This window comes from Methylobacterium sp. E-012, from assembly GCF_057836545.1.
This window is the reverse complement of record NZ_JBYQEY010000001.1, coordinates 2595801-2619299: the sequence shown is the minus strand read 5'-3', so window position 1 is coordinate 2619299 and position 23499 is coordinate 2595801. Positions and strand designations below refer to the sequence as shown.

Genomic DNA, 23499 nt, shown 5'->3' with positions numbered 1-23499 from the left:
TCACATCAGCGCCGGTCACAGGCCCGATGGTCTCGGGTCCGTCATCGCATCTCGTCCGGCGCGGTCACACCGAGCACCGCGAGGCCCGCGGCAAGCGTGCTCCGCAGAGCTTCGGCGAGCGCCAGCCGGGCCCAGGTCGACTTTCGATCGGTTGCATTAACAAACCGTAATTGCGGCAAGTCTTTGCCCTTGTTCCAGAAACTATGGAGCGCCGAGGCGGTCTCATAGAGATGGAACGCGATCCGGTGCGGTTCATGCGCGGCGGCGGCGGATTCGAGCACCCGCGGGTACTGGGCGATGAGCCGCATCATCTCGCCCTCCCCCGAATCAGTGAGCAAGCCGAGATCCGCCTCGGCGAGCAGGGCGGGGCCGGACAGGTCGGCCGCGGGGAAAGCCTCGCGGGCCTGACGCTGGACCGAACGCACCCGGGCGTGGGCGTACTGCACGTAGAAGACCGGATTGTCCTTCGACTGCTCGACGACCTTGGCAAGGTCGAAGTCCAGGGTCGCGTCGTTCTTGCGGTAGAGCATCATGAAGCGGATCGCGTCGCGCCCGACCTCGTCGATGACGTCCCGCAGGGTCACGAACTCGCCGGCCCGCTTCGACATCTTCACCGGCTCGCCTGCGCGCAACAGCCGCACCAGCTGGCAGAGCTTGACGTCGAGGGTCGCCCTGCCGTCGCTCACGGCCTTCACGGCGGCCTGCATGCGCTTCACGTAGCCGCCGTGGTCGGCGCCCAGCACGTCGATGAGCTCGGTGGCACCCGCCAGGTACTTGGCCCGGTGATAGGCGATGTCGGAGGCGAAGTAGGTGTAGGACCCGTCGGACTTGAGCAGCGGCCGGTCGCTGTCGTCCCCGAACTCCTTGGTGCGGAACAGCGTCTGCTCGCGATCCTCCCAATCGTCGGGGAGCTGGCCCTTGGGTGGCGGCAGGCGCCCCTCGTAGACGAGCCCGCGTTCGCGCAGTTCCTGAAGGAGCGCCTTCACGGCGCCGCTCTGCTGGAGCGTCCGCTCCGAGAAGAACACGTCGTGCCGGATCCCGATCGCCGCGAGATCGGACTGGATCATGTCCATCATCATGCCGAGCGCGGTCTCGCGCACCAGAGGCAGCCACGCGGCCTCGGGCTGATCGAGCAGGCTGCGGCCATGGGCCTCCGCCAGCGTCACGCCCACGGGCTTGAGATAGTCGCCGGGATACAGGCCCTCGCCGATGGCGAAGGGCTCGCCCAGCGCCTCGCGGTAGCGCTGGAAGGCCGAGCGGGCGAGCACGTCGACCTGGGCGCCCGCGTCGTTGATGTAATACTCCCGGGTCACCGTCCGGCCGGCGGCCACCAGGAGATTGCACAGGGCGTCGCCGAACACGGCGCCGCGGCCGTGGCCGACATGCATCGGTCCGGTGGGATTGGCCGAGACGTACTCGACGTTGATCGCGCCGCCCTGCATCTGCGCCCGGCCGAACGCCTCCGGCTCCGAGAGGGCGCTGCGCAGGACCGCGTGAAAGATTGCCGGCGCGAGTCGCAGGTTGATGAAGCCGGGACCGGCGACGCTGGCCTCGACGACCCGCGGATCGCCCCGCAGCTCCGCCGCCAGGGCCTCGCCCAGCGCCTTCGGGTTGGTCCGGGCCTCCTTGGCCAGGACCAGGGCGGCGTTCGTGGCAAGGTCGCCATGCGACGGGTCGCGCGGCGGCTCGACGACCACGCGGCCGAGATCGAGGCCCTCGGGCAGCTGGCCGGCGCGCGTCAGCGCCTCGACGGCCTCGCGCACGCGCGCCTCGAACAGGGCGAAAATGTTCATCGGTCTCGGTCTCGCTCGCGCGCAATCGCGTCGCCCGGCCCGTCCGGCCTGCGCCCGCCCGGGCCGTCTAGCAAGGGGGCGATAGGGTGTCACGGCACCGGTGGGATGCCGCTCAGGGCTCGGCGAGGGGCAATCCCCGGCTCGGCAACGCCCAGTGCAGGTCCGGGGTCGTGTCGTGGAGCTTGCGATGCGCCAGCACCGCGTAGGTGTCGGTCATGCCGGCGATGTAGTCGGCGACCCGGCGGGCGATGCGCGCCGGCCCCGCGCCGTCGAGGCCGGCGCTCCACTCCTCGGGCATCCGCACCGGGTCGGCGGTGAAACGCGCGAACAGGTCGTTGACGATGATTTCGGCCTTCTTGCGCACGGCGACCACCCCGGGATGCCGGTACATCCGCCGCCAGAGGAAGCGCATGATGTCGGCATCCGCCGCGGCGATCTCCGGCGAGAACGCGATCACCGGCTCACCCGCCCGGCGGATATCCGCGACGCTGCGGGGTTCGAGCGCGGCGATCCGGCGGCCGCCCTCGCGGATCACGTCCTCGACGAAGCGCGTGATCACGCGCCGCGCCAGCTCGTGGATCTGGCGGGACGGCTCCAGGTCCGGGTGGAGCCGGTCGATCTCGTCCAGGAGTTCGGCCAGGAACGGGACCTCCCGCAAGTCCGGGATCTCGAACAGGCCGGCGCGCAGGCCGTCGTCGAGGTCGTGGGCCGCGTAGGCGATGTCGTCGGCGAGCGCGGCGGCCTGTGCCTCGGGACCGGCCTGGCTCCACAGGTCGAGGGGGTTCAGCGCGTCGTATTCCAGGATCGCCGCCGGGATGCCCCGGTCGGCGTAGCGCGGCGTCGGCCGGCCGTCGGCATCGAGCAGCGGGCCGTTGTGCTTGACCAGCCCCTCCAGGGTCTCCCAGGCGAGGTTGAGCCCGTCGAACCCGGCGTAGCGCCGCTCCAGGCGCGTGACGATCCGCAGGGTCTGGGCGTTGTGGTCGAACCCGCCATGGGCGGCCATGCAGGCGTCGAGGGCGTCCTCGCCGGTATGGCCGAAACAGGTGTGGCCGAGGTCGTGGCTGAGCGCCAGCGCCTCGGCGAGATCCTCGTCGAGCCCCAGCGCCCGGGCCAGGGCCCGGCCGATCTGGCTGACCTCCAGGGTGTGGGTCAGCCGGGTCCGGTAATGGTCGCCCTCGTGATGCACGAAGACCTGGGTCTTGTGCTTGAGCCGCCGGAACGCCGTGGAGTGGATGATCCGGTCGCGGTCGCGCTGGAAGTCGCTCCGGGTCGGCGAGGCGTCCTCCGGGATCAGGCGTCCGCGGGTCCGGGCCGGATCCGTGGCGTAGGGCGCGCGCCAACGCTCGCCGTTAGCCCGCACGGCATCCGCCCGCTGTGTCGCGCATCCCGATCATGACCCCTCCCCCACCCGACGCGTTGCGGCGCAGGCTCAGGACCCATATCTTGTCGGTCATGACGTCCAGGGCAACGGCCCGGCGGTGGCGTCCACCGAACGAATGCGTGGCCAGAGACCGATGGCTGAAATCATCCTGACCGACCGCGCCGCCAAGCGCATCAACGAGATCATGGTCTCAGAGCCCTCCGGCTCGTCCCTGCGGATCAGCGTCAACGGCGGCGGCTGCTCGGGCTTCTCCTACGCCTTCGACATCGTCCGGAGCCGCGAGGCCCAGGACATCGCGATCGAGCGCAACGGCGCCACCGTGATCGTCGACCCGGTCTCGCTGGAATACATGAACGGCTCGATCATCGATTTCGTGAACGACCTGATCGGCCAGTCGTTCAAGATCGAGAACCCGCTCGCCACGGCGTCCTGCGGCTGCGGCACCTCGTTCTCGCTGTAGGGCGACCGCCCGCCTCCGGCGCCGCGTCCGCTCCGACGCGCGCCGCCCGCCGTTGCTCCCTTACGACACTCGTTGCGGCGCGACGCCCTGCGCCGGCGCGTGCGATTGCCTCGCCTGGGAAAACGCGGCACGCCTACGGGCTTCACCCGAGAGCTCAGGTCCGGCTGCCATGATCCACCCGAAGGCTCGATCCCGCCTCCGGTCGGCCCTGGCGGCGGCCGGGGTGTCGGTGCTGCTCGGCCTCGCCGCCTGCCCCGGGCCGCTCGCCGCGCAGGAGGGCGCCGCCGCCGTTCAGGACGTGACGGTCACCGACGTGGTCCTGCCCCTCGGGGGCACGCTGCTCAAGGCGCCCAAGCTGACGGCGAGCGGGACGCGCCTGTCGAAGGAGGATCTCGAAGCGATCCTCCGGCCCGACTCCGCGGTCCCGTGGAACGAGCGCCTGGTGCGGCTTGATGCCGGAAGCCTGACCGTCCCGGTCCTCACCTCCGAGAATGCCGGGCCCGGGGAGAACCGCCAGACCGTCACCTACCGCGACGTCGTCGCCCGGGACGTCCGGGCGGGCCGCGTCGGCGAACTGACGGCCGCGGGCGCGACCGTCAGCGTGGTCTCCGGGCCGAACCGCGGCTCGGGCACCTACGGGGCCGTACGGGCGACCGACCTCGACCTCGCGGCACTCAGCCGCCTCTACACCGTCCCGGGGGACGGCAAGGGACCGGTCCAGCGGGTCTACGGCACGATCCAGGTGTCGGACGTCACCTATTCGGACGCGCGCGGGACCACCGTGAAGATCACGAGTCTGAACGGACGCGACCTCGGCGGCCGGCAGATCCCGGACGGCTGGAACGGCGCCTTCGCCATCGTGGGTGCGGGCTTCGCGGAGCCGAACGACCGTCGCGTCTTCGCGGGCGCCGCGGCGGACCTGATCGGCGCGACGATGCTCGGCAGCCTGGAGATGCAGGGCCTGAGCGTCAGCGATGCCGACCCGAAGGGGCCCCTGCTGTTCGAGATCCGCCGGGTCGCCTACGCATCGTCGGGGCCGGAGGCCGGCACGCGGCTCGAGGACCTAGCGCTGACCCGGGGCAGCCTGCGCGCCCGGATCGGTCGCCTCACCCTCCGCGGGACCTCGCTGGCCCCCACGGTGGCGGCCTTGCAGGCCATCGCCGCCGAACCCGGCCCCGGGGCCGGCCTGTCCGACGCGGAGATGCGCCGCCTCACGCCGCAGGTCGGCGACCTCAGCCTCAACGACCTGTCGATCGAACTCCCCCCGGAGGCCGAAGCCGACCGCGTTCCCCCGCGGGACGGACGGCTGCCCGGTCGCGGCCCGGCCCTTGAGCCGAACCGGCCGGTCGTCGGGAGGCTCGGTGATCCCAAGGCCCCGGAGCCGCGGGCCGGCGATCCCCTCGCGGTCACGGTCGCTCCGCACCCGTCGCGCCGGATCGCCCTGCGCGTCGCGACCCTCGCCGTCGGTCCGCCGAGCGACGGCGTGCCGAGCAGCAGCCGCCTGACTCTGTCCGGCCTGAGCCTGCCCGCGGATCTGCTCGCCGGCCAGCCGATCGTCGGCATGCTGCCGGCCTATGGCTATCGCGACCTCGACCTCGACCTCGTGGCCGACGCGACCGTGGACGAGACGGCGCGCGAATTGTCCGTGCGCGAAGTCGTGCTCTCCGGACGGGATGTCGGCACGGTCCGCCTTGCCGGGACGCTGGGCGGGATCGGACCCGAACTGCTGTCCGGGACGCTCCCGGCGGCGACGCTGCTGATGTTCTCGGGGAGCGCCAAGAACCTCGACTTGACGGTGGAGAATGCCGGCCTGTTCGAGCGCTTCCTGGCGGCGCAGTCGAAGGATCTCAGCCTCAAGCCGGAGGAGCTGCGCAAGGAATACGTCACCGCGAGCCTGCTCGGCGTGCCGATCATCCTCGGCAACGGCCCCGCCGCCAAGGGGATCGGTGCCGCCATGGGGCAGTTCGTGCTGAAGCCCGGCAAGCTGGTCCTGCACGCCAGGGCCAAGGAGCCCGCCGGCATCGGCTTCATCGATCTCGGGGCGGCGCGCTCCCCGGCCGCCGTGCTCGACCGGCTGGACGTGGACGCGAAGGCGAACTGAGCCGCGCCGACGCCGCGCGTCGGTGCTTCCCGAAAGCCGGCGCCCCTCCGGAGCGGGGCCTCTACACCGCGATGATATCCGGGTGCTGCGCTGCGAGGCCGGCTCGGGTCTCCTCCGCCCAGGCGCGGTCGCGGGACTTGCGCGGCCGATCGAGGGGGACGTCCGCGATCAGGCGGGCGGGCCGGCGTGAGACGAGGAGCAGCCGATCGGCGATGCCGATCGCCTCGGCGACGTTGTGCGTTACCATCAGGACGCTCATGCCGGCCCGATCGACCGTGTCGACCACCAGCGCGCGCAGCTCGGCGGCGGCGGCATCGTCGAGGGACACGAAGGGCTCGTCGAGCACCAGCACCCGCGGCCCGTCGGCGAGGGCGCGGGCGAGGGCCACGCGCCGCTGCATCCCGAGCGAGAGCGCCTTCGGATAGCTGCCGCGCCACGCGCTCAGCCCGAGCCGCGCGAACAGGTCGTCGAGGTCGCGACCACGCCGTGCCCGCGGCAGGCCGAGACGAACATTGTGCTCGACGCTCCGCCAGGGCAGGAGCCGCGGCTCCTGGAACACCATCCCGGCCCCCTCCGCCCCGGCGACGCGACCCTCGAAGGCCGGATCGATCCCGAGTAGGATCCGCAGGGTCGTGGTCTTGCCGGCGCCCGAGGGGCCAATCAGGCAGACGATCTCGCCGGCCCCGACCGCGAAGGCGAGGTTGCGGACCGCCTCGACCGGCTCGCCGCCCCGGGGGCGATACCACTTCGAATCGATCGCGACGCGCAGGACGGGGTCAGCGCCAACGGCGGACATGGGCTTCGAGCCGCTGGAGCAGGAGGACGTCGATACCGATCATCACCGCCATGAAGACGAGGCTGTAGCCGATGATCGCGGCCACATCGGTGCTCTGGACGAAGTAGTAGTTGATCGCGAAGCCGACGCCGTCGGGGCGGCCGAGCAGCTCCACCACCAGCACGATCTTCCAGGCGAGCGACAGGCCCGAGCGCGCGGCGGTGACCATGTAGGGCTGGAGCTGGGGGATCAGCACATCGCCGACCCAGTCGCGCCGGTCCAGCCGGTAGACTTTGGCCATCTCGTCGAGGCCGGGATCGAGGTTGCGGGCACCCTCCCGCACGATCACCGCGACGTTGGGGAGCTTGTTCAGCACCACGGCGAGGATCGCGGCCGTCTCGGTCAGCCCGACCCAGACATAGGCCAGCACGGTGATGACCAGCGCCGGCGTATTGAGCAGCACGAGGAGCGGCGTGTCGAGGGTCAGGTCGGCGGCCTTCGAGCGGCCGAGCGCCACCCCCAGGGCGATGCCGAGCGCCATCGCCACCGCGAAGGAGATCGCCACCCGCAGCAGGGTAACGCCGACATTGTGGAGGAGGTCGCCGCGCTCGGCCTCCTGCCCGATGAAGCGCAGCACCGCCAGGGGCGCCGGCAGCAGGCGGGACTTGGCCTCCAGCGCGGCGGCCTGCCACGCGGCGACGAGCACCAGCAGGGATGCGATCCGGGTCAGCACGCCCGTGCGGTTCCGGCGATCCGGAGCCACATTGCGGGACCGCGGCGGCCGGCCGCCTCAGCCATTGCGGCCGGTGTCGTAATAGAGGCCGGGGGGCAGGCCGGTGCCCTTTCCGACGAGGCGCGAGCCACCAAGCCGTGCCATCACGGCGTAGAGCGTCTCGGCGTCGGCCCGCTCCTCCGCGACGGGCCGGCGCGGGATCCCGGCCAGGAAATCGCGCTTCAGCGCCTCGAAGGTCGCGTCGTCCTCCGCGGCCATCAGCGGGCGCACGATCTCCCAGGTCGACGGGTCCTGGGCGAGCATGTCCTTGGCGGCACGCGAGGCCCGGGCGAAACCCGCCACCGCGTCGGGCTTCTCCTTCACGATGGCATCCTGGAAGAGGTAGCCGATCAGCGCCACGTCCCCCGTGACCCCGAGGGCGTGCATGATGTCCTCGGCGCCGACGAGCCGGCGGAACTTCTTGGCTTCGAGGCGCGCGCAGTAGGTCCAGTAGGTCAGCGCCGCGTCGAGCGCCCCCTGCTCCAGTTTCAGGGTGATGAGCGGCGGCGCGCCGTAGGCGATCTCGGCGGCGTGCTCCAGATCGATGCCGGCGGCGTCCTTGGCCTGCGCCCGGAGCAGCAGCCAGTTCTTGTCGAGGGGCCCGCCGGCTACGCCGAGGCGCTTGCCGTCGAGGTCCTTGAGGCTCCGGATCGGACTGTCGGCCGGCACCATCACGGCGCCCTCCGAGGTGGAATAGGGGATGAAGCGCACCGCCTGCCCGTCGTTGCCGAGGCGGGCCGCCCAGAGCAGGTCGCCGATGATCGTGTCCACCTGACCGCCGATGAAGCCGATCCGCGCGGCGTCGTTGCCGGCGAGCTTGACGGCGTCGAGCTGGAAGCCGTTGGCGGCGTCGAGGCCGCGGGCCTTGATCACCGCCGCCTCCCAGGTCGACGTGCCGAAGGGCAGGCTCCCGAGGCGGATCACCGGCGCGTCGGCCCGCGCCGCCCGCAAGCCGAGGCCGCCGAGCAGACCCGCGGCGAGCATCGCGCGCCGTGACAGCATCACGCCTTCTCCCATCGTATTGCGCAGTCTTGAAAGCCGGCAGACTGGGGTGCGGACTTGTCCCGGCGCCATTGGAAAAAGGTCATAGGGCCCGCATAGCGCGGCGTCCACCGGATGGGACCGCTTGCGCAGGACAGGATGCGGCGGCACCCTGCCGCGCGGGACCGACTTGAGAGGGACGCCGGACATGACCGAGCGACGTGAAGGCGCATTGGACGACGCGACCGTGGAGGCGCGGCTCAAGGCCGAATTGCCCGCCTGGCGGCTGGAGGACGGCTGGATCCGCCGGACCTACAAGACCTCCGGCTGGAAGAGCACGCTCATGGTGATCAACACCGTGGGGCACCTCGCCGAGGCGGCCTGGCACCACCCTGACCTGACCGCGTCCTACGCCTGGGTCGAGGTGCGGCTGATGAACCACGCCGCCAAGGGCATCACCGACAAGGACTTCGCCCTGGCGCGGAAGATCGAGGAGGTCGTGTCCTGGCAGCCCGGGCTGGAGGGCCAGGGCCTCGAAGGGACGCCCACCGATCCGCGCTTCGCCTACATCAAGTACGAGCGGTAGCGCGGCCGTCACGGCTCTGCCTTCACCCGGCGGCACTCCGTCTTGAGATAGGCGCTCTTGCCGATCTCGTCGCGCCGCTCGGTGCGGGCGATGATCTCCTGCCAGCCGGTGGCGCAGCCGAGTTCGTTGGCGACGCGGACCTTGCGCACCTCCAGGGCCTGATCGTCCGTGCAGGCCTCCTGGGCGAGGCCGTTGGCGCAGACCAGGACCACGGCGATGAAGGCGTTCATGCGGATGGGACTCCTCGTTCCACACCACCCTATGCGCGGCGCGGCGATTGGTTGCCGCGCTGCGCGACCGGAGCCGTCCGAATCCGATGACGGTCGACCCGCCCTGAGGGGGCGAATGGGCGGGTCGACCGCGTCTCGCAGCGCCCTGTGCGCGCTGCGATCCCGTCCGCCGGTGATCAGGCGGTGTGCGAGGCCCCGCCGCTCTTGGGCCGGATGCGGTAGCAGCCGACATAGAGGGCGGGCAGGAACAGCAGCGTGAGGAGCGTGGCCGCCAGGATTCCGCCGATCATCGCGAAGGCCATCGGCCCCCAGAACACCTCGCGGGCGATGGGGATCAGCCCGAGGCTCGCGGCCGCGGCGGTGAGCAGGATCGGTCGCATCCGGTGGTGCGTCGCCTCGTAGACCGCGTCCCAGGGCGCCATGCCCTCCGCCCGGAACTCCTCGATCTGGCTCACCAGGATCACCGCGTTGCGGATGATGATGCCGACGAGCGCCAGGATCCCCAGGATGGCGACGAAGCCCATCGGCTTGTCGAACAGCAGCAGCGCCGGCACCACGCCGATCAGCCCCAGGGGCGCCACGGCGAAGACGAGCAGCATCCGCCCGACGCTCTGGAGCTGCACCATCAGGAAGAACGCCATGGCGAGCAGCATCACCGGGACCACGGCGGCGATGGGACCCTGGCCCTTGGCCGACTCCTCCACCGCTCCGCCGGTCTGGAGGGTGTAGCCCTCCGGCAGCGCCTTCACGTAGGCGTCGATCCCCGGCTGCAGGGCGGCGACGATGGTGGCGGGCTGGGTCGAATCGTGGATCGTCGCGCGCACCGTCACCGTGGGCAGCCGGTCGCGGCGCCAGACGATCGGCTGTTCGAGGTCGTAGCCGATCCGCGCGAAGGCGAGGAGCGGCACCACGGACCCGTTGGCCAGCCCGACCTGGAGCGATTGCAGGGTGTCGAGCGAGGACCGCTCGGCCGCCCGGGCCCGGCCGACGACGTTCACGAGGTAGATCGAGTCGCGCACCTGCGTGATCGACTGGCCGCCCTCGATACCGTTGAGGATGCCCGCGACGTCCTGGCTCGATACGCCGAGCTGGCGCGCCTTGTCCTGGAGGATCTCGACCCGCAGGACCTTGCCGGGCTCGTTCCAGTCGAAGGTCGGCACGTCCAGGCGCCGGTCGGTGGCGACCACGTTGGCGAGGTCGAGGGCGAGATGGCGCACCGTCTCCATGTCGGGCCCGCTCAGACGGTACTGGACCGGCCGTCCCACCGGCGGCCCGAGGCTGAGCGGCTGCACCAGCACGTCGGTGCCGACGAAGTCGCGCTGGGCGAACTCCTGAAGGCGCGCCATCACCCGGTCGCGGATGCCGAGGGATTTCGTCACGATCACGATCTGCCCGAAGAACGCGTTGGCGAGCTGCTGGTCGAGGGGCAGGTAGAAGCGCACGGCGCCCTGCCCGACATAGGAGGACCAGCTCGACACGTCGGGATCGTCCTTCAGCGTCGCCTCGAAGCGATCCATCTGCGCCCGGGTCTCGGCGATGGTGGCGTTCTGCGGCAGGGTCAGATCGACCAGCAGTTCGGAGCGGTCGGAGGACGGGAAGAACTGCTGCTGGACGTGGCCCATGCCGACGATCGCCACGGCCATCACCGCGAGGCAGGTCACGACCGTGGTCCAGTGCCAGCGCATGGCGATGCGCAGGGCCGCCGTGAACAGGCGGGTGAACAGCCCACGCGACTCGCTGTGGTGCTTCATGGTCTTCGGCAGCAGCGTCACGCCGATGAGCGGCGCGAACAGCACCGCCACGACCCATGAGACCAGCAGCGCGGCCGCGATCACCACGAAGAGCGAGTAGGTGTACTCCCCCGCCCCCGAGCCGTTGAAGCCGATCGGCAGGAAGCCTGCCACGGTGACCAGGGTCCCGGTGAGCATCGGGAACGCCGTGGAGGTGTAGGCGAAGGTCGCCGCCTTCCGGAGCGTGTCGCCCCGCTCCAGGCGCGCGACCATCATCTCCACGGTGATCATGGCGTCGTCGACCAGCAGGCCCAGCGCGATGATCAGGGCACCGAGCGAGATGCGCTGCAGGGTGACGTCCATGATCTGCATGACCACGAACACGATCGCCAGGACGAGCGGGATCGACACGGAGACCACGAGACCGGCGCGCACGCCGAGGCTGACGAAGCTCACCGCGAGCACGATGATCACCGCCTCGACCAGGGCCTCGGTGAAGCCGCCGACCGCGTGCTCGACCTGTCTGGGCTGATCGGAGACGAGATGGACGCCGACACCCACGGGCAGCTTGGCCTCGATCAGCCGCATCCGCTCCTTCAGCGCGTCGCCGAAATGCAGCAGGTTGGCACCGGGCCGCATGGCGATGGCGAGGCCGATCGCGGGCTTGCCGTCGACCCGGAACAGCGGCGACGGCGGATCCTCGTAGCCGCGGCTGATCTCGGCGATGTCGGCGAGGCGGAAGAAGCGATCGTTCACCCGCAGATTGAAGTCCTGGAGCGCGGCCTCGGACGCGAAGGAGCCGCTGACCCGAAGCGAGACGCGCTCGGGACCGGCCTGGACGACGCCCGAGGCCGAGACCGCGTTCTGCGCCTGGAGCGCCTTGATCAGGGCGGAGAAGTCGAGGCCGTAGCCGGCGAGCTTGCGCGTCGAGAAATCGAGGAAGATCGTCTCGGCCTGGGTGCCGATCAGCTGGGTCTTGCCGATGTCGGGTACCCGCAGCACCTCGGTCCGGACGCCCTCGACGTAGTCGCGCAATTGCCGATAGGTCAGGCCGTCGGCCGTGAAGGCGTAGATGTTGCCGTAGACATCGCCGAACTCGTCGTTGAAGAACGGACCCTGCACGCCGTCCGGGAACTGGCCCTTGATGTCGGCGAGCCGCTTGCGGACCTGATAGAAGGCCGGCTGGATCTCGCTCTTCTTGAGCGTGTCGCGGAACTGCACGAAGACCGTGGACGAGCCGGGCGTCGTGTAGCTGCGCACGTAATCGAGGCCGTTGAGCTGCTGCAGCTCCTTCTCGACCCGGTCGGTGACCTGATCGAGGGTGTCCTTGATGGTCGCGCCCGGCCACGTCGTCTGGACCACCATGGTCTTGATCGTGAAGGGCGGATCCTCCTCCCGGCCGAGGCGGGAATAGGCCATCACGCCGGCCACGAGGGCGACGAGCATCAGGAACCAGACGAACGAGCGGTGCCCGAGCGCCCAGTCGGAGAGGTTGAAGTTCGTCACTGGGAAAGCCCCTGCCGCCCGCTCAAACGGCGCCGTCGCCCAGGCGCACGGCCTGACCGTCTCTCAGCGCGTGGACGCCGGCGATGACGACGCGCTCCCCGGCCTGGAGGCCCTCGATGACCGCGACGCGGCTCGGATCCGCGTGGTCGCGCCCGGCGGCCAGCATCACCGCGCGGCGCGCCACCGACTTGCCGTCGGCCGAGACGACCCAGACCGCGTGATGACCACCCTCCTCCAGCAGCGCCGAGGGCGGCAGCAGGAAGCGGCGCTGAACCGTGCTGGTGAGCGCCACGTCGACCGTCGCGCCCAGGCGGAAGGCGGGCCCCGGATTGTCCAGGGCGATGCGGATCCGCTTCGAGCGCGTGCCCGCTTCGGCGAGCGGCGCGATCTCGCGCACCCGGCCCGTCGCGGTCAGTTCCGGGGCGCTCTGGAGCGCAACGGTGAAGGTGCAGTCCGGCGGCAAGGCGCCGACATAGGCTTCCGGGATATCGACCACGGCCTCGCGCACCTCCGGCCGGGCCACGGTCACCACGGCCTGCCCGGCGCTCAGCACCTGCCCGATCTCGGCTTGGCGCTGCGTGACGACGCCGTCGAACTCGGCCTTGAGCTCGGTGTAGCCCATCTGGTCGCGGGCCTTCTGGAGACTGGCCTGGGCTTGATCGACCCGCGCCCGCGCGGTCTCGCGCTTGGCCACCGCCTGATCGAGGGTGGCCTGCGCGACGCTGTTGCCCGCCATGAGGCGGCGGGTCCGCCCCTCGGCGGATTCCGCGTTCTCGGCCTGGGCGCGGGCATCGACGAGGTCGGCCTCGGCGCGGGTCAGGTCGAAGCGCGTGACGATGACGTCGAGCGCGGCGAGGCGCTGGCCCTTCGTGACGATGTCGCCGACCGTGACGTCGCGCGCCACCATCCGGCCGGGGATCTGGAAACCGAGCTGGGCCTGATAGCGCGGCTCCACGGTGCCGGCGAAGGGGCCCAGGGTGATCCTGTCGCTCGGCTCGGCGACCTGCGTCAGCACCGGCCTGACGGGCGCGGCGGCATGGGGATCGGCGCCGCCGGCGCGATCGTTGCAGCCGCCGAGCGCCGCGACGGCGCCGAGGGTCAGGATCGCGCGCGTTCTCATCGGCCGCCCTCGATCTCGGCGGCCGCCACGGTCTGGCCGGGCCGCAGGAACTGGATGCCGGCGACGACCACGCGCTCCCCCGGCTCGACGCCGCGCTTCAGCGCGATGATGTCGGGCCCGAACCGGTCGATCTCCACGGCGCGGACCGACACGGTCCGCGCCCCCGGATCGAAGATCCACACTGCGGGGTGGCCGTCGTAGCGGTAGAGCGCCGACCACGGCAGGACCACCGTGTCGTGCGGGGCGAACCGCCCGCGTCCGACCACCACGGCGCCCAGCCCCATGGCGGGCGGCGTCGCCCGAAGCCCGATCTTCACCCGGACCGTGCCGCTCGCGGAATCCACGGTCGGCGACACTTCGCGCACCGTCCCGGTCGCCGTGACCGTGGGATCGGCCTGCAGGGCCACCGCGATGGTGCTGTCGGCCGGCTTTTGCGCGAGCAGCGACTCGTAGACGTTGAACACCGCGTCCCGCGGCCCGTCCTGCGCGAGGACCAGCACGGTCTGGCCCGACTGGACGACCTGACCGACCTCGAAGCTGCGGCTGGTCACGATCCCGGCGACGCCGGACCGGAGTTCCGTGTAGGCGAACTGCTCCTGCACGGTGCCGAGGGCGGCCCGCGCCGAATCGACGGCGGCTTGGGTCGTGCGCAGTTCCTGCTCGGCGTTGTCGTAGGTTGAGCGGGTGGTGAAGCCCCCGGCCAAGAGCTGCTTCTGGCGCTCGAAGGACATCTTCGCCTGGGTCAGCAGCGCCTCCGCCGAGTTCAGCGCGGCCCGGGCGTTGTCGAGATTCGCCTGCTGGGTCAGCGGCTCCAGCACGGCCAGGACCTGGTCGGCCGCGACGTGGTCGCCGACCTCCACCCGCCGCTCGGCGACCTTGCCGTTGGTGCGGAACGCCACGTTGACCTGGGCCTGGGCCTGGATATCGCCCGTGAGCACCACCTCGGAGGCCATCGGCGTCCGGCGGGCCTCGATGACCCTGACACGCGCCAGCGTCGGGCCACCGATGACGATCGGCTCGGCGCGGGCGCACCCGATCCAGCCGAAGACCGTTATCGCCCAGAGAAGTCGGGCAGGATCGTGGGCGGAGGGGCGGGTCATGCGGTCGACCGTGGTGGCCGGGCTCATAAGATCGGCGTGGCGCGTTCCTAGCCCAATCGTTACATACCGTCCAGTCGGTTTTTAATGCAGGTGTTCGATGCAGGCGAAGCGCAAGCGGCTGGCGGAGCGGCCCGGGATCATCCTCGAAGCGGCCGCCGCGGTCCTCCTGAAGGGGGGCTCACGGGCCCTGACCATCGACGCGGTCGCGGCCGAGGCGGGGTTGAGCAAGGGCGGCGTGCTGCACCATTATGCATCGAAGGACGCCCTGATCGCGGCGCTGGTCGCCCGGAAGCTCGCCCAGTTGCGGGAGGAGATCGCCGCCTGCGAGGCCGCGATCCCGCCCGGCCCGTCGCAGCTTCCCCGGGCGATGGTCGCGCATGTCCGCGGGCATTACGGCAACGACGACGAATCGTCCCGCGCCCTGCTCGTCGCCTCGATCGAATCCCCGGACGCCCTGCAGGATTACCGCGCCTTCGTGGCGGATCAGCTCGGCCGTCTCGGCCGGATCGAGGGCGCCTGCCCGGGCGAAGGCTCCGTGCTGTTCTTCGCGGTGCTGGGCCTGTTCATGGGGCGGGCCCTCGGCTTCCACGACCTCGGGGAGGCGGACCTGCAACCGATGCTGGCCGCCCTCGAGCGCATCGCCGGCCGTTCGGAGTCCTGATCCGCCGGGTCAGGCCCGGAACGCCAGGACGGCGCGGGTGCCGGGACTTCCTGGTGCGTAGGAGAGGGCGGAGCGCAGGTTCGTCGCCATGGCGCGCACGATCCGCGAGCCGAGTCCGGTTCCGCGGATCTCCCCCTCCCCGGTCCAGCCGATCCCGTCGTCCTCGACCGCGAGGCGGACGTTGTCGGCCCCGTCCTGATCCACGGCGACCCGGATCTCCCCCGGCGTCCCGAGGGGATAGGCATACTTGTAGGCGTTGGTGACGAGTTCGGTCACCACCACGCCCACCGACACCGCCTTGTCCGGGGAGAGCCGCACCGGCGCGGCGGTCAGGCGGATCGCGTGGTCCCGCCCGTCCGCCCGCATGGCCGCCTGCAATTCCTCGACGAGGCTGCCGAGATAGGCGTCCAGCGCGACGGATTCGACGTCGTCCGACGTGTAGAGGCGGCGATGGATGCCGGCGATCGCCGAGATCCGCGCCTGCATCTCGTCGAGGGCCGCCTTGGCGGCCGGATCGGTCACGGCATTGCGCTGCATGTGGGCCAGGGCCGCCACCAGGGCCAGGGAATTGGCAACCCGGTGATTGACCTCGCGCAGCAGCAATTCGGCCCGGTCGCGGGCCTCGCGCATCTCGGCCTCGGCACGCTCCTTGTCCCGCCGCAGCGCCTCCTGCCGGAGGGCGGTATCGACGGCCTCGCCGAGGAGCTCGCGGAACTGGCCCTGGACGTCCTTCCAGACGTAATCGACCGCCCCCGCCTTCAGGGCGGCCACGGCGACGCGGCTGTCCTCGGAGCCGGTCACGTAGATGACCGGCGGCGCCCCCGGAAGGGCCCGGATCTCCGGCAGCAGGTCGAGCCCCGTCTGGCCCGGCATGTGATGATCGAGGGCCACGGCGTCGATCCCGCCCCGCGCGAGCCGGACCAGTCCCTCGGCGCCGTTGGGGCAGAGTTCCACCGCGTAGCCGCGCGCCTCCAGCGCCCGCCGGACCAGGCGGCCGAGGCCCGGATCGTCGTCGATGTACAGGATCCGCGCCCCCGCGGCGGCCCGGTCCGCGCCGGCGTGCTCCGCGGTCATGGGTTCTCAGGAACCTCCATCACCGAGAAGAACAGGCCGAGCTGGCGGATCGCGTTGGCGAAGCCCTCGTAGTTCACCGGCTTCGTGATGTAGACGTTCGCGCCGAGGTCGTAGCAGCGCTGAATCTCACGGCTGTCGTCGGTCGTGGTGAGCACCACCACCGGCGAGCGCCGCGTATGGGGGTTCGCCTTGACCTTCTCCAGGATGTCCAGGCCGGTCATGTCCGGCAGGTTCAGGTCGAGGAGGATCAGCAGGTGGCGCCGGGCGCTCGCCTCGCCGGACCCGTCCGGCCCGAGCAGGTACTTGAGCGCCGAGGTTCCGTCCTGGAACGGCACGATCTCGTTGTTGACGCCGGCCCGGCGGATGTTGCGCTCGATCAGCCGCGCATGACCCTCGTCGTCCTCGATCATCACGATGCTGACGGGGTGCACGGGGCGCTCCACGCTCATGCGGCGGCGAGGGGCGCCGGTTCGGAATCCTCCCGGACCGCTGTAGACGCACCGCGCGGCAAGGTCACGTCGAAGGTCGTGCCCGCGCCGAGTTGCGAACGGACTTCGATCCGGCCGCCGAAGGAGCGCACCAGCGCCTTGACGTGGGCGAGGCCGATGCCCTCCCCGGGCCGGTCCTGCGCCCCGGACCGGCGGAACAGTTCGAACACGCGGGCATGGTCCCGGGCGGCGATGCCGCGGCCGTTGTCGGTGACGGAGAAACAGATGCCCCGGCTGCCGGCCGCGCGGGCCGTCACGGCGATCTGCCCGGGGCGGGACGGGTCGAGGTACTTGAGGGCGTTGTCCAGCAGGTTGCCGAAGATCTGCTCGATCGCGAGCCGGTCGGCGACGATCCGCGGCAGGTCGGGCGCCACCGTCACGATCGCGCGGGCCGCCTCGGCTTGGTGCCTGTGCGCGTCCGCGAGGCCCTGGAGCAGGGCCGTCATGTCCAGGGATTCCGGCATGAACTGCCGCCGCCCCTCCCGGGACAGCTTCAGGATGGCGGCGATCAGACTCTCCATGCGGTTGACCGCCGCCTTGATGAAGCCGAGCGCCTCGCCGAAATCCGCGTCGATCCGCTCGGCCTGCGGGTGCCCGGACAGGGCCGCGCGCAACTCGACCCGCGTCGCCTCCAGCTCGCTGGTGAAGCCCATGACGTTGACCAGCGGCGCCCGCAGATCGTGGCTGACGATATAGGCGTAGCGCTGGATCTCCTCGTTCGACTCCCGAAGCTCGGCCTCGGCCTCCCGCTGCTCGGTGATGTCCGTGTGGACCCCGACCCACTCGCGGATGGCGCCGCGCGCGTCGAGCACCGGGATGGCGCGGATCGCGTAGTGACGCCAACTCCCGTCCGCCATGCGCACCCGATGTTCGTGGTTGAAGGTCGTCCGGGTTCGGACGGTCTCGTTCCAGGCATGGACCGTGGCCTGGGCATCCTCCGGATGAACCGCGTCGGCCCAGCCGTAGCCCTGATACTGGGCGCGGGTCTGACCGGTGAGGGTGCTCCAGCCCGGCTGTTCGCCGATCATCCGGCCGGCGGCATCGTTGGTCCAGAGCACGCCGCGGACGGCCTGGATCGCGGCCCGGAACCGGGCCTCGCTGGCCTGGAGGTCGCGCTGGACCCGCTGCTGGTCGAGGGACGACCCCAGCATCGCCAGGAACAGGATGAAGAAGGTCGCCCCGGCGACGTAGAGCGCGAGGTTCTGCTGTCCCTGCGGCAGCATCGCGGCATGGGCGGCGGGGGCACCGGCCGCCACCGCCGTGACGGTCGCCGCCGCCATGCCGGTATAGTGCATCCCGGCCACGGCCAGCCCCATGACGCCGGCCGCGAGCAGCCTCTGCCCGACGCCGTGCTGGCGGAACGCGAGGCGCAGGGCGGCGGTGGCCGCGGTCACCGCGATCGCGACGGAGACCGCGACGATGGACGGGTTGTAGGCGAGGTCCCCGGGGATCTGCAGCGCCGCCATGCCGGTGTAGTGCATCCCGGCGATGCCGAGGCCCATGAGCGGTCCCGCGACTAGGACGGCCGCCGGCTGCGCGTCCTTGTCGGCGACCCACGCGAACGCCATCCCGGTCGCCGCGACGGCGATCACCAGGGAGAGCAGAGTCAGGCCGAGATGGTAGGTGGCCCGAACGCCCATGTCGAAGGCGAGCATCCCGACGAAGTGCATCGCCCAGATGCCGCCGCCCATCGCCAGGGCGGAACCCGCGACCCAAGACCAGCGCGGTCCCGGGGCCGCCCCGCGGATGCGCGCCGCGAGTTCGAGCGCCGTGTATGAGGCGAAGACCGAGAGGCCGATCGACAGGGCGACGAGCGCCGGATTGTAGCCGGTATGGATCATGGGATGCATCGCCGCGCGACGGGCGCACGCCCCGGTTTAGCCCGCGTCCGTGACACGCGCCACACGATATGAGCCGGCATGCGGAGCATCGATTCCGGCGCACCGTCGCGCACCCGGGAGCCGGCGTTTTTCCGGGCAACGCTTCGGGCGGAGACAGCCGGCGGTGGGCCGATCGGAACCGGATTTCGGGTTTCGGTCCATCGCCCGGTCGACGGGTACGGCAGTCCAGACCTGCCACGCGCCCTCCCCCGCAGAGGCTACCGGATTCACGCTTCTCCGGCTGACACTAAAATTTTGAAAGGGTGCGCTTTTCCCCTCCCCCTTGCGGGGAGGGGTCAGGGGTGGGGGTGGCTCAGGATCCGTTGCTGCGGTGCTTTCTGTGCCACCCCCACCGCCAACGCCTCCCCGCAAAGCTACAGGCGACACAGGTTTACGGCACGCGGCTCATGACGCAGCGCGACAGGCCCCCTCTCCCGCTCGGAAGAGGGAACCCGAGCCCCGCCGATCTGACCGGCGCGCTCGCTGAGACCTCAGACCTGTGTCGCCCGTAGTCGCAACGGGGAGGAGCGCGCGTCGCGCCTTGCAGCAGGAGATCTCGGAACTTCGTAGCCCGCAGAGGAGGGAGCGAAACGCGCGAGGGTCCGCCCATTGCCTGCATCCGGAAGCGCTGTATGAACATCCCTGTGCGGCGGACCGGGGAGCGTGACCTGCCTCGACGGCATCGGCACCGCACCATGATCTCACGCGTTCGCGCGAAGAACGCCGTGCGTTCTCGGATCTCGAGATGCGCTTTGCCCAAGACCTGCAGCGGCGGTAGCCGAGCGGTGATCTGTCGAATCGGCGCTGTCTTTTTTACCCAAGCGTCGGAACGCTCAGGTAAGGCAGCGATTCGACGCGTCTCGCGGCGCGCATCGATGACGGCGTGTCGAAAAATTCATCCCCGCGGCGCCGTCCTGGTCTCTTTATTCGCCCCGCCGCGTTGTAAGCTGTGTCGATCGCCCTTCGCGAATGCAGGTTCATGAACGAGCACGCTGCGGCGCCGCTTCCGGACCCTCTGCGCAATGCCCTGGCACGCGCCCTGTACGAGTGCGATCGCAGCAGTCACCCTGATCGTCCGGCCTGGGACGATGAGGCCTTAGAAGACGGACTTTCGGGCCGGCGCGAGCGCTATCTTCAGCGCGCCGACGCCCTGGCCGCCGGTCCCCTCGCCCCGCTGCTCGCCGCCGCGGCGGAAGAGGCTGCTCGGGAAGAGGAGCTGCGCGTGCTCCGGCGCCAGCGGATGGCGCCGGAGCGGGAACGGGAGTTGCTCGAGGCCAACAACCGGATGCTGAGCCGCGCAGAGGCCGCCGAATTGGCCCGGGACGCGGCCGAGGCGGCGCTCGCGCGGATGGGGCGTGAGCGTGACGTCGCGCGGGAGGCCGAGGCGTTCTGGCAGCAATTCGCCTTCGACGCGGACGACCTCGCCACCCGGCGCCTCGTCGAGCAGGCGGAGGTCCGGGCCGCGGCGGAGCGGGACGCGATCCGCGAGCGCTGCCGACGGGAGCGGGCGGAGGCGGCTCTGCGCCTGTTCGCCGATCGGGCGGAGGTCATGCCCAAGGAGGGCTGGGCCTCGGAACTGACGAAGGCCAATCGCGATATCCCGCTCTGGTGGTTCCACGCGGCCCGGGTTGCCCTGGAATCGTCGGGGATCACGGGCGGCGCGGCCGCAGAGGAAACCTGACCCGTCTCAGGCCGCTGCGGGCTGCTTTGCCGTCACCGGCGCCTCGCGGAACAGGGCCGTGCAGCCGGAGCCGCGGTGCATGCTCAGGATCGACGCGCGGTCGATCTCCGGGTGGGTCTTGAGCACATTCTGTACGCAGGCGAGCACACGCTCGTATTGTGCCGCGTCGAAATTGGGTTCCAGCGGGCTGACCGCGATGTACGTCTCGACCACGAGCACCCGCTCGGCCCGGTCCTGGGCGACGTCGACGGCGATCCAGGACGATTTGATCAGGCTGGTGCTGGCGAGCATGGGCGTTCCTCCTGCAGCATCGCGTCGTTCGGCCGGCTGCGGATTTTGTCGAAATCATGAACCGCTTCGGCTCAAATGCCAAGGGTGTGCCGCCATCCCCGGGTTGGGTCCGCCAGCGCGCTGGGCCCGGCACCGGGCCGGCTTACCGTGCGTAGCCGGCCACGATTGCGCCAGCCAGAATGGCTCTCGCTTCGGCCAAATGGCATGTGGTATACATATCGTCGGACCCGTAACCCGGGGGTCGGCATGACGGTCTCGCGTTCACGACGGGACTGCGCGTCGGGAGGGAGTGCAGACATGACCCGTTCGAGGATGGGACGAGCCGGCCCAGATACCCCGCGCCGCGCAACGCGCCCCCGGGGAACCCGCCGGCCCTCCGCGCCCGCGGCCTGATCCGCGCCTCCAAATCCCGACGACCGCCCCCAGCTCCGAGACCGATCATGACCAAGGCCCTCGAAGGCGTCCGCATCCTGGACTTCACCCACGTTCAATCCGGCCCGACCTGCACCCAGCTCCTCGCCTGGTTCGGTGCCGACGTGATCAAGGTCGAGCGGCCCGGCGTGGGCGACGCCACGCGCCAGCAGCTCCAGGACCTCCCGGACGTGGACAGCCTCTATTTCACGATGCTGAACCACAACAAGCGCTCGATCACGCTGGATTCGAAGAATCCGAAGGGCAAGGAAATCCTCTGGCGCCTGATCGCGGAATGCGACGTGCTCGTCGAGAATTTCGCCCCCGGGGCGCTCGCCCGGATGGGCCTGACCTGGGAGAAGATCCACGCGGCCAACCCGCGGATGATCCTGGCCTCCGTCAAGGGTTTCGGGCCCGGCCGCTACGAGGATTGCAAGGTCTACGAGAACGTCGCCCAATGCGCGGGCGGTTCGGCCTCGACCACCGGATTCCGTGACGGCATCCCGATGGTCACCGGCGCGCAGATCGGCGATTCCGGAACCGGGCTGCACCTCGCCCTCGGCATCGTGACCGCCCTCTACCACCGCACCCAGAGCGGCCTCGGCCAGAAGGTCGACTGCGCCATGCAGGACGGCGTGCTCAACCTGTGCCGGGTGAAGCTGCGCGACCAGCAGCGTCTGGAGCATGGCCCGCTGAAGGAGTACAGCCAGTTCGGCGAGGGCATCGCGTTCGGCGAGGCGACCCCGCGGGCGGGCAACGATTCCGGCGGCGGCCAGCCCGGCCGCATCCTGCGCTGCAAGGGCTGGGAGCAGGATCCCAACGCCTACATCTACGTGATCACCCAGGCCGCGGTCTGGGAGCCGATCTGCGACATCATCGGCGAGCCCGGCTGGAAGGCCGATCCGAACTATGCGACGCCGAAGGCGCGCCTGCCGCACCTCAACGAGATCTTCACGCGGATCGAGGCGTGGACGATGAAGGTGTCGAAGTTCGAGGCGATGGACACCCTGAACAAGCACGACATCCCCTGCGGGCCGATCCTGTCGATGAAGGAGATCGCCGAGGACGAGGCCCTGCGGAAGACCGGCACCATCGTGGAGGTCGATCACCCGACCCGCGGCAAGTACCTGACGGTGGGCAACCCCATCAAGCTCTCGGCGAGCCCGAGCGACGTGGTGCGCTCGCCGCTGCTCGGCGAGCACACGGAGGAGATCCTGCGCAGCGTGCTCGGCTACTCCGAATCGGAGTTCGACGAGATCGCGAATTCGGGGGCGATCGGGTCGGTCCAGAAGATCGCTGCGGAATGAACTAATCGCCGCCGCCAACGGCGGCGATCGGATATCGCGGTCACCCTGGGCGGCCTGGTCGGGCCGCCCGAAGCGCCGCGTCTCGGATATCGGAACCGGCGCGACGACCTGCTGTTTTGAGTCGCATCGTCCGTCTCCGAGCGCCGATGACCGCATATCGGGACGGGTCTCGCTCCGCTCGGAGTTTCCTCATCTGTCCCCACGGCCCGGGTGGGACGACGCTCAGGAGCTTGCATGCGCATCGCCTTCATCGGTCAGCAGGATTTCGGAAAAGCCGTGCTGGAGGCGTTCCTGAAGCGGGGCGACACGGTGGCCGCCGTCTTCTGCGCGCCGGAGAAACCGGGCGCGAAGCCGGACGTCCTGAAGACCGCGGCGGAGGAGAAGGGGCTCCCGGTCTTCCAGTTCCCGAGCCTGAAGAGTCCCGAGGCCGAGGCGGCGATGCGCGGCCTCGACGCCGATATCGGCATCATGGCCTATGTCCTGCAGTTCGCGCCTCAGAGCTTCGTCACCATCCCGAAGCACGGCACGATCCAGTATCATCCGAGCCTGCTGCCGCGCTATCGCGGGCCATCGTCGATCAACTGGCCGATCGCCCGGGGCGATGTCCAGACGGGCCTCACGATCTTCCGGCCGACGGACGGGCTCGATGAGGGGCCGGTGATCCTCCAGAAGACCTGCCCCATCGGCGCAGATGCGACGTTGGGCGAGGTCTATTTCGATGCCCTCTTCCCGATGGGGGTGGACGCGATGCTCGAAGCGGCCGACCTCGTCGTGGCCGGCCAGCACATCGAGGTCGATCAGGATGAGGACGCGGCGACCTACGAGGGCTGGTTCCGCGCCGCCGAGGCCGAGATCCATTGGTCGGCCCATGCCGAGCAGATCTACAACCTGATCCGCGCGGCCAACCCTGCCCCCGGGGCCTGGACCACCCTCGATGGCCGGAAGCTCCAGATCTTCGATGCCTGCCTGCACCCGGTACGGCGGCTGGCCGACGTGAAGGGCAAGCCCGGCGAGGTGATCGCCGTCGATGAGGACGGGTTCAGCGTCTGCGCGCAGGGCGGCCGGATCGCGATCCGCAAGGTCAAGGCGGAGGGCGGCAAGAAGGTCTCGGCCGCCGAGTATGCCAAGGAGACGGGGCTCGCAGTCGGTCAGACGCTCGGCCGCTGAGGCG

20 protein-coding genes are annotated in these 23499 nt (G+C 70.4%); 7 read left to right on the top strand and 13 right to left on the bottom strand.

Annotation, left to right across the window (positions count from 1 at the left end; translation table 11 throughout):
- Positions 1 to 41 precede the first annotated feature (41 nt).
- Together argS and AC3IF1_RS12445 are read right to left on the bottom strand one after the other, a co-directional pair.
- On the bottom strand, positions 42 to 1793 hold the full coding sequence (argS, locus tag AC3IF1_RS12450) for an arginine--tRNA ligase (protein WP_489217765.1): 1752 nt from the start codon (positions 1791 to 1793) through the stop codon (positions 42 to 44).
- A gap of 112 nt (positions 1794 to 1905) precedes the next feature.
- The gene (locus tag AC3IF1_RS12445; RefSeq protein WP_489217764.1) at positions 1906 to 3153 is read right to left on the bottom strand and encodes a deoxyguanosinetriphosphate triphosphohydrolase; all 1248 of its coding nucleotides are present in this window, start codon (positions 3151 to 3153) and stop codon (positions 1906 to 1908) included.
- 154 nt (positions 3154 to 3307) lie between these two features.
- Between AC3IF1_RS12445 and AC3IF1_RS12440 the strand changes: the two genes are divergently transcribed.
- Complete coding sequence (locus AC3IF1_RS12440; RefSeq protein WP_243967117.1) at positions 3308 to 3634, top strand: HesB/IscA family protein; 327 nt, start codon at positions 3308 to 3310, stop codon at positions 3632 to 3634.
- A 169-nt stretch (positions 3635 to 3803) separates the two neighbouring features.
- The gene (locus AC3IF1_RS12435) at positions 3804 to 5735 is read left to right on the top strand and encodes a hypothetical protein (RefSeq protein ID WP_489217763.1); all 1932 of its coding nucleotides are present in this window, start codon (positions 3804 to 3806) and stop codon (positions 5733 to 5735) included.
- Positions 5736 to 5796: 61 nt separating this feature from the next.
- Here AC3IF1_RS12435 and AC3IF1_RS12430 read toward each other — a convergent pair whose 3' ends face one another.
- The 3 genes from AC3IF1_RS12430 to AC3IF1_RS12420 are packed head-to-tail and all read right to left on the bottom strand — an operon-like array spanning position 5797 to position 8284.
- Positions 5797 to 6531 carry an ABC transporter ATP-binding protein gene (locus tag AC3IF1_RS12430; RefSeq protein ID WP_489217762.1) on the bottom strand — a complete coding sequence of 245 codons (735 nt, stop codon included), beginning with the start codon at positions 6529 to 6531 and terminating at the stop codon, positions 5797 to 5799.
- Entirely contained in the window at positions 6512 to 7243 is a 732-nt protein-coding gene (locus tag AC3IF1_RS12425; RefSeq protein ID WP_243967114.1) for an ABC transporter permease, read from the bottom strand. The genes AC3IF1_RS12430 and AC3IF1_RS12425 overlap by 20 nt, the downstream gene beginning before the upstream one ends.
- A gap of 57 nt (positions 7244 to 7300) precedes the next feature.
- Positions 7301 to 8284, bottom strand: coding sequence for an ABC transporter substrate-binding protein (locus AC3IF1_RS12420; protein ID WP_489217761.1), 984 nt, complete (start codon positions 8282 to 8284; stop codon positions 7301 to 7303).
- Positions 8285 to 8471: 187 nt separating this feature from the next.
- On the opposite strand from AC3IF1_RS12420, the gene AC3IF1_RS12415 reads away from it, so the two are divergent.
- Positions 8472 to 8849: a 4a-hydroxytetrahydrobiopterin dehydratase gene (locus AC3IF1_RS12415; protein WP_243967111.1), complete on the top strand. Its 378-nt coding sequence runs from the start codon at positions 8472 to 8474 to the stop codon at positions 8847 to 8849.
- 8 nt (positions 8850 to 8857) lie between these two features.
- Here AC3IF1_RS12415 and AC3IF1_RS12410 read toward each other — a convergent pair whose 3' ends face one another.
- From AC3IF1_RS12410 to AC3IF1_RS12395, 4 genes are all read right to left on the bottom strand, one after another.
- On the bottom strand, positions 8858 to 9079 hold the full coding sequence (locus tag AC3IF1_RS12410; protein WP_243967110.1) for a hypothetical protein: 222 nt from the start codon (positions 9077 to 9079) through the stop codon (positions 8858 to 8860).
- A 176-nt stretch (positions 9080 to 9255) separates the two neighbouring features.
- Positions 9256 to 12315, bottom strand: a complete 3060-nt coding sequence (locus AC3IF1_RS12405; protein ID WP_489217760.1) for an efflux RND transporter permease subunit — start codon at positions 12313 to 12315, stop codon at positions 9256 to 9258.
- Positions 12316 to 12337: 22 nt separating this feature from the next.
- Positions 12338 to 13435, bottom strand: coding sequence for an efflux RND transporter periplasmic adaptor subunit (locus AC3IF1_RS12400; protein ID WP_489217759.1), 1098 nt, complete (start codon positions 13433 to 13435; stop codon positions 12338 to 12340).
- The gene (locus AC3IF1_RS12395) at positions 13432 to 14562 is read right to left on the bottom strand and encodes an efflux RND transporter periplasmic adaptor subunit (RefSeq protein ID WP_489217758.1); all 1131 of its coding nucleotides are present in this window, start codon (positions 14560 to 14562) and stop codon (positions 13432 to 13434) included. Before AC3IF1_RS12395 ends, AC3IF1_RS12400 begins: the two co-directional genes overlap by 4 nt.
- A gap of 70 nt (positions 14563 to 14632) precedes the next feature.
- On the opposite strand from AC3IF1_RS12395, the gene AC3IF1_RS12390 reads away from it, so the two are divergent.
- The gene (locus AC3IF1_RS12390) at positions 14633 to 15196 is read left to right on the top strand and encodes a TetR/AcrR family transcriptional regulator (RefSeq protein ID WP_489217757.1); all 564 of its coding nucleotides are present in this window, start codon (positions 14633 to 14635) and stop codon (positions 15194 to 15196) included.
- Positions 15197 to 15205: 9 nt separating this feature from the next.
- On the opposite strand, the gene AC3IF1_RS12385 is transcribed toward AC3IF1_RS12390, so the two are convergent.
- The 3 genes from AC3IF1_RS12385 to AC3IF1_RS12375 are packed head-to-tail and all read right to left on the bottom strand — an operon-like array spanning position 15206 to position 18608.
- Positions 15206 to 16270, bottom strand: coding sequence for a sensor histidine kinase (locus tag AC3IF1_RS12385; protein ID WP_489217755.1), 1065 nt, complete (start codon positions 16268 to 16270; stop codon positions 15206 to 15208).
- Positions 16267 to 16719, bottom strand: a complete 453-nt coding sequence (locus tag AC3IF1_RS12380; protein WP_243967105.1) for a response regulator — start codon at positions 16717 to 16719, stop codon at positions 16267 to 16269. The genes AC3IF1_RS12385 and AC3IF1_RS12380 overlap by 4 nt, the downstream gene beginning before the upstream one ends.
- Positions 16716 to 18608, bottom strand: coding sequence for an MHYT domain-containing protein (locus AC3IF1_RS12375; protein WP_489217754.1), 1893 nt, complete (start codon positions 18606 to 18608; stop codon positions 16716 to 16718). Before AC3IF1_RS12375 ends, AC3IF1_RS12380 begins: the two co-directional genes overlap by 4 nt.
- 1009 nt (positions 18609 to 19617) lie before the next feature.
- Between AC3IF1_RS12375 and AC3IF1_RS12370 the strand changes: the two genes are divergently transcribed.
- Positions 19618 to 20319 carry a hypothetical protein gene (locus tag AC3IF1_RS12370; RefSeq protein ID WP_489217753.1) on the top strand — a complete coding sequence of 234 codons (702 nt, stop codon included), beginning with the start codon at positions 19618 to 19620 and terminating at the stop codon, positions 20317 to 20319.
- A 6-nt stretch (positions 20320 to 20325) separates the two neighbouring features.
- Here AC3IF1_RS12370 and AC3IF1_RS12365 read toward each other — a convergent pair whose 3' ends face one another.
- On the bottom strand, positions 20326 to 20610 hold the full coding sequence (locus AC3IF1_RS12365; protein ID WP_489217751.1) for a hypothetical protein: 285 nt from the start codon (positions 20608 to 20610) through the stop codon (positions 20326 to 20328).
- A gap of 440 nt (positions 20611 to 21050) precedes the next feature.
- Between AC3IF1_RS12365 and frc the strand changes: the two genes are divergently transcribed.
- A complete protein-coding gene (frc, locus tag AC3IF1_RS12360; protein ID WP_489217749.1) occupies positions 21051 to 22328 on the top strand; it encodes a formyl-CoA transferase in 1278 nt (425 codons plus the stop codon).
- A gap of 234 nt (positions 22329 to 22562) precedes the next feature.
- Positions 22563 to 23495 carry a methionyl-tRNA formyltransferase gene (locus AC3IF1_RS12355; protein WP_489217748.1) on the top strand — a complete coding sequence of 311 codons (933 nt, stop codon included), beginning with the start codon at positions 22563 to 22565 and terminating at the stop codon, positions 23493 to 23495.
- The last annotated feature ends 4 nt before the right edge of the window (positions 23496 to 23499 follow it).

Bases quoted from the DNA above. Each gene is read 5' to 3' on its own strand.
- AC3IF1_RS12355 (WP_489217748.1), top strand. From the start codon at position 22,563: ATGCGCATCGCCTTCATCGGTCAGCAGGATTTCGGAAAAGCCGTGCTG.
- AC3IF1_RS12420 (WP_489217761.1), bottom strand. From the start codon at position 8,284: ATGCTGTCACGGCGCGCGATGCTCGCCGCGGGTCTGCTCGGCGGCCTC.
- AC3IF1_RS12440 (WP_243967117.1), top strand. From the start codon at position 3,308: ATGGCTGAAATCATCCTGACCGACCGCGCCGCCAAGCGCATCAACGAG.
- AC3IF1_RS12430 (WP_489217762.1), bottom strand. From the start codon at position 6,531: ATGTCCGCCGTTGGCGCTGACCCCGTCCTGCGCGTCGCGATCGATTCG.
- AC3IF1_RS12375 (WP_489217754.1), bottom strand. From the start codon at position 18,608: ATGCATCCCATGATCCATACCGGCTACAATCCGGCGCTCGTCGCCCTG.
- AC3IF1_RS12380 (WP_243967105.1), bottom strand. From the start codon at position 16,719: ATGAGCGTGGAGCGCCCCGTGCACCCCGTCAGCATCGTGATGATCGAG.
- AC3IF1_RS12390 (WP_489217757.1), top strand. From the start codon at position 14,633: ATGCAGGCGAAGCGCAAGCGGCTGGCGGAGCGGCCCGGGATCATCCTC.
- AC3IF1_RS12385 (WP_489217755.1), bottom strand. From the start codon at position 16,270: ATGACCGCGGAGCACGCCGGCGCGGACCGGGCCGCCGCGGGGGCGCGG.
- frc (WP_489217749.1), top strand. From the start codon at position 21,051: ATGACCAAGGCCCTCGAAGGCGTCCGCATCCTGGACTTCACCCACGTT.
- AC3IF1_RS12365 (WP_489217751.1), bottom strand. From the start codon at position 20,610: ATGCTCGCCAGCACCAGCCTGATCAAATCGTCCTGGATCGCCGTCGAC.
- AC3IF1_RS12415 (WP_243967111.1), top strand. From the start codon at position 8,472: ATGACCGAGCGACGTGAAGGCGCATTGGACGACGCGACCGTGGAGGCG.
- AC3IF1_RS12435 (WP_489217763.1), top strand. From the start codon at position 3,804: ATGATCCACCCGAAGGCTCGATCCCGCCTCCGGTCGGCCCTGGCGGCG.
- argS (WP_489217765.1), bottom strand. From the start codon at position 1,793: ATGAACATTTTCGCCCTGTTCGAGGCGCGCGTGCGCGAGGCCGTCGAG.
- AC3IF1_RS12370 (WP_489217753.1), top strand. From the start codon at position 19,618: ATGAACGAGCACGCTGCGGCGCCGCTTCCGGACCCTCTGCGCAATGCC.
- AC3IF1_RS12410 (WP_243967110.1), bottom strand. From the start codon at position 9,079: ATGAACGCCTTCATCGCCGTGGTCCTGGTCTGCGCCAACGGCCTCGCC.
- AC3IF1_RS12400 (WP_489217759.1), bottom strand. From the start codon at position 13,435: ATGAGAACGCGCGCGATCCTGACCCTCGGCGCCGTCGCGGCGCTCGGC.
- AC3IF1_RS12395 (WP_489217758.1), bottom strand. From the start codon at position 14,562: ATGAGCCCGGCCACCACGGTCGACCGCATGACCCGCCCCTCCGCCCAC.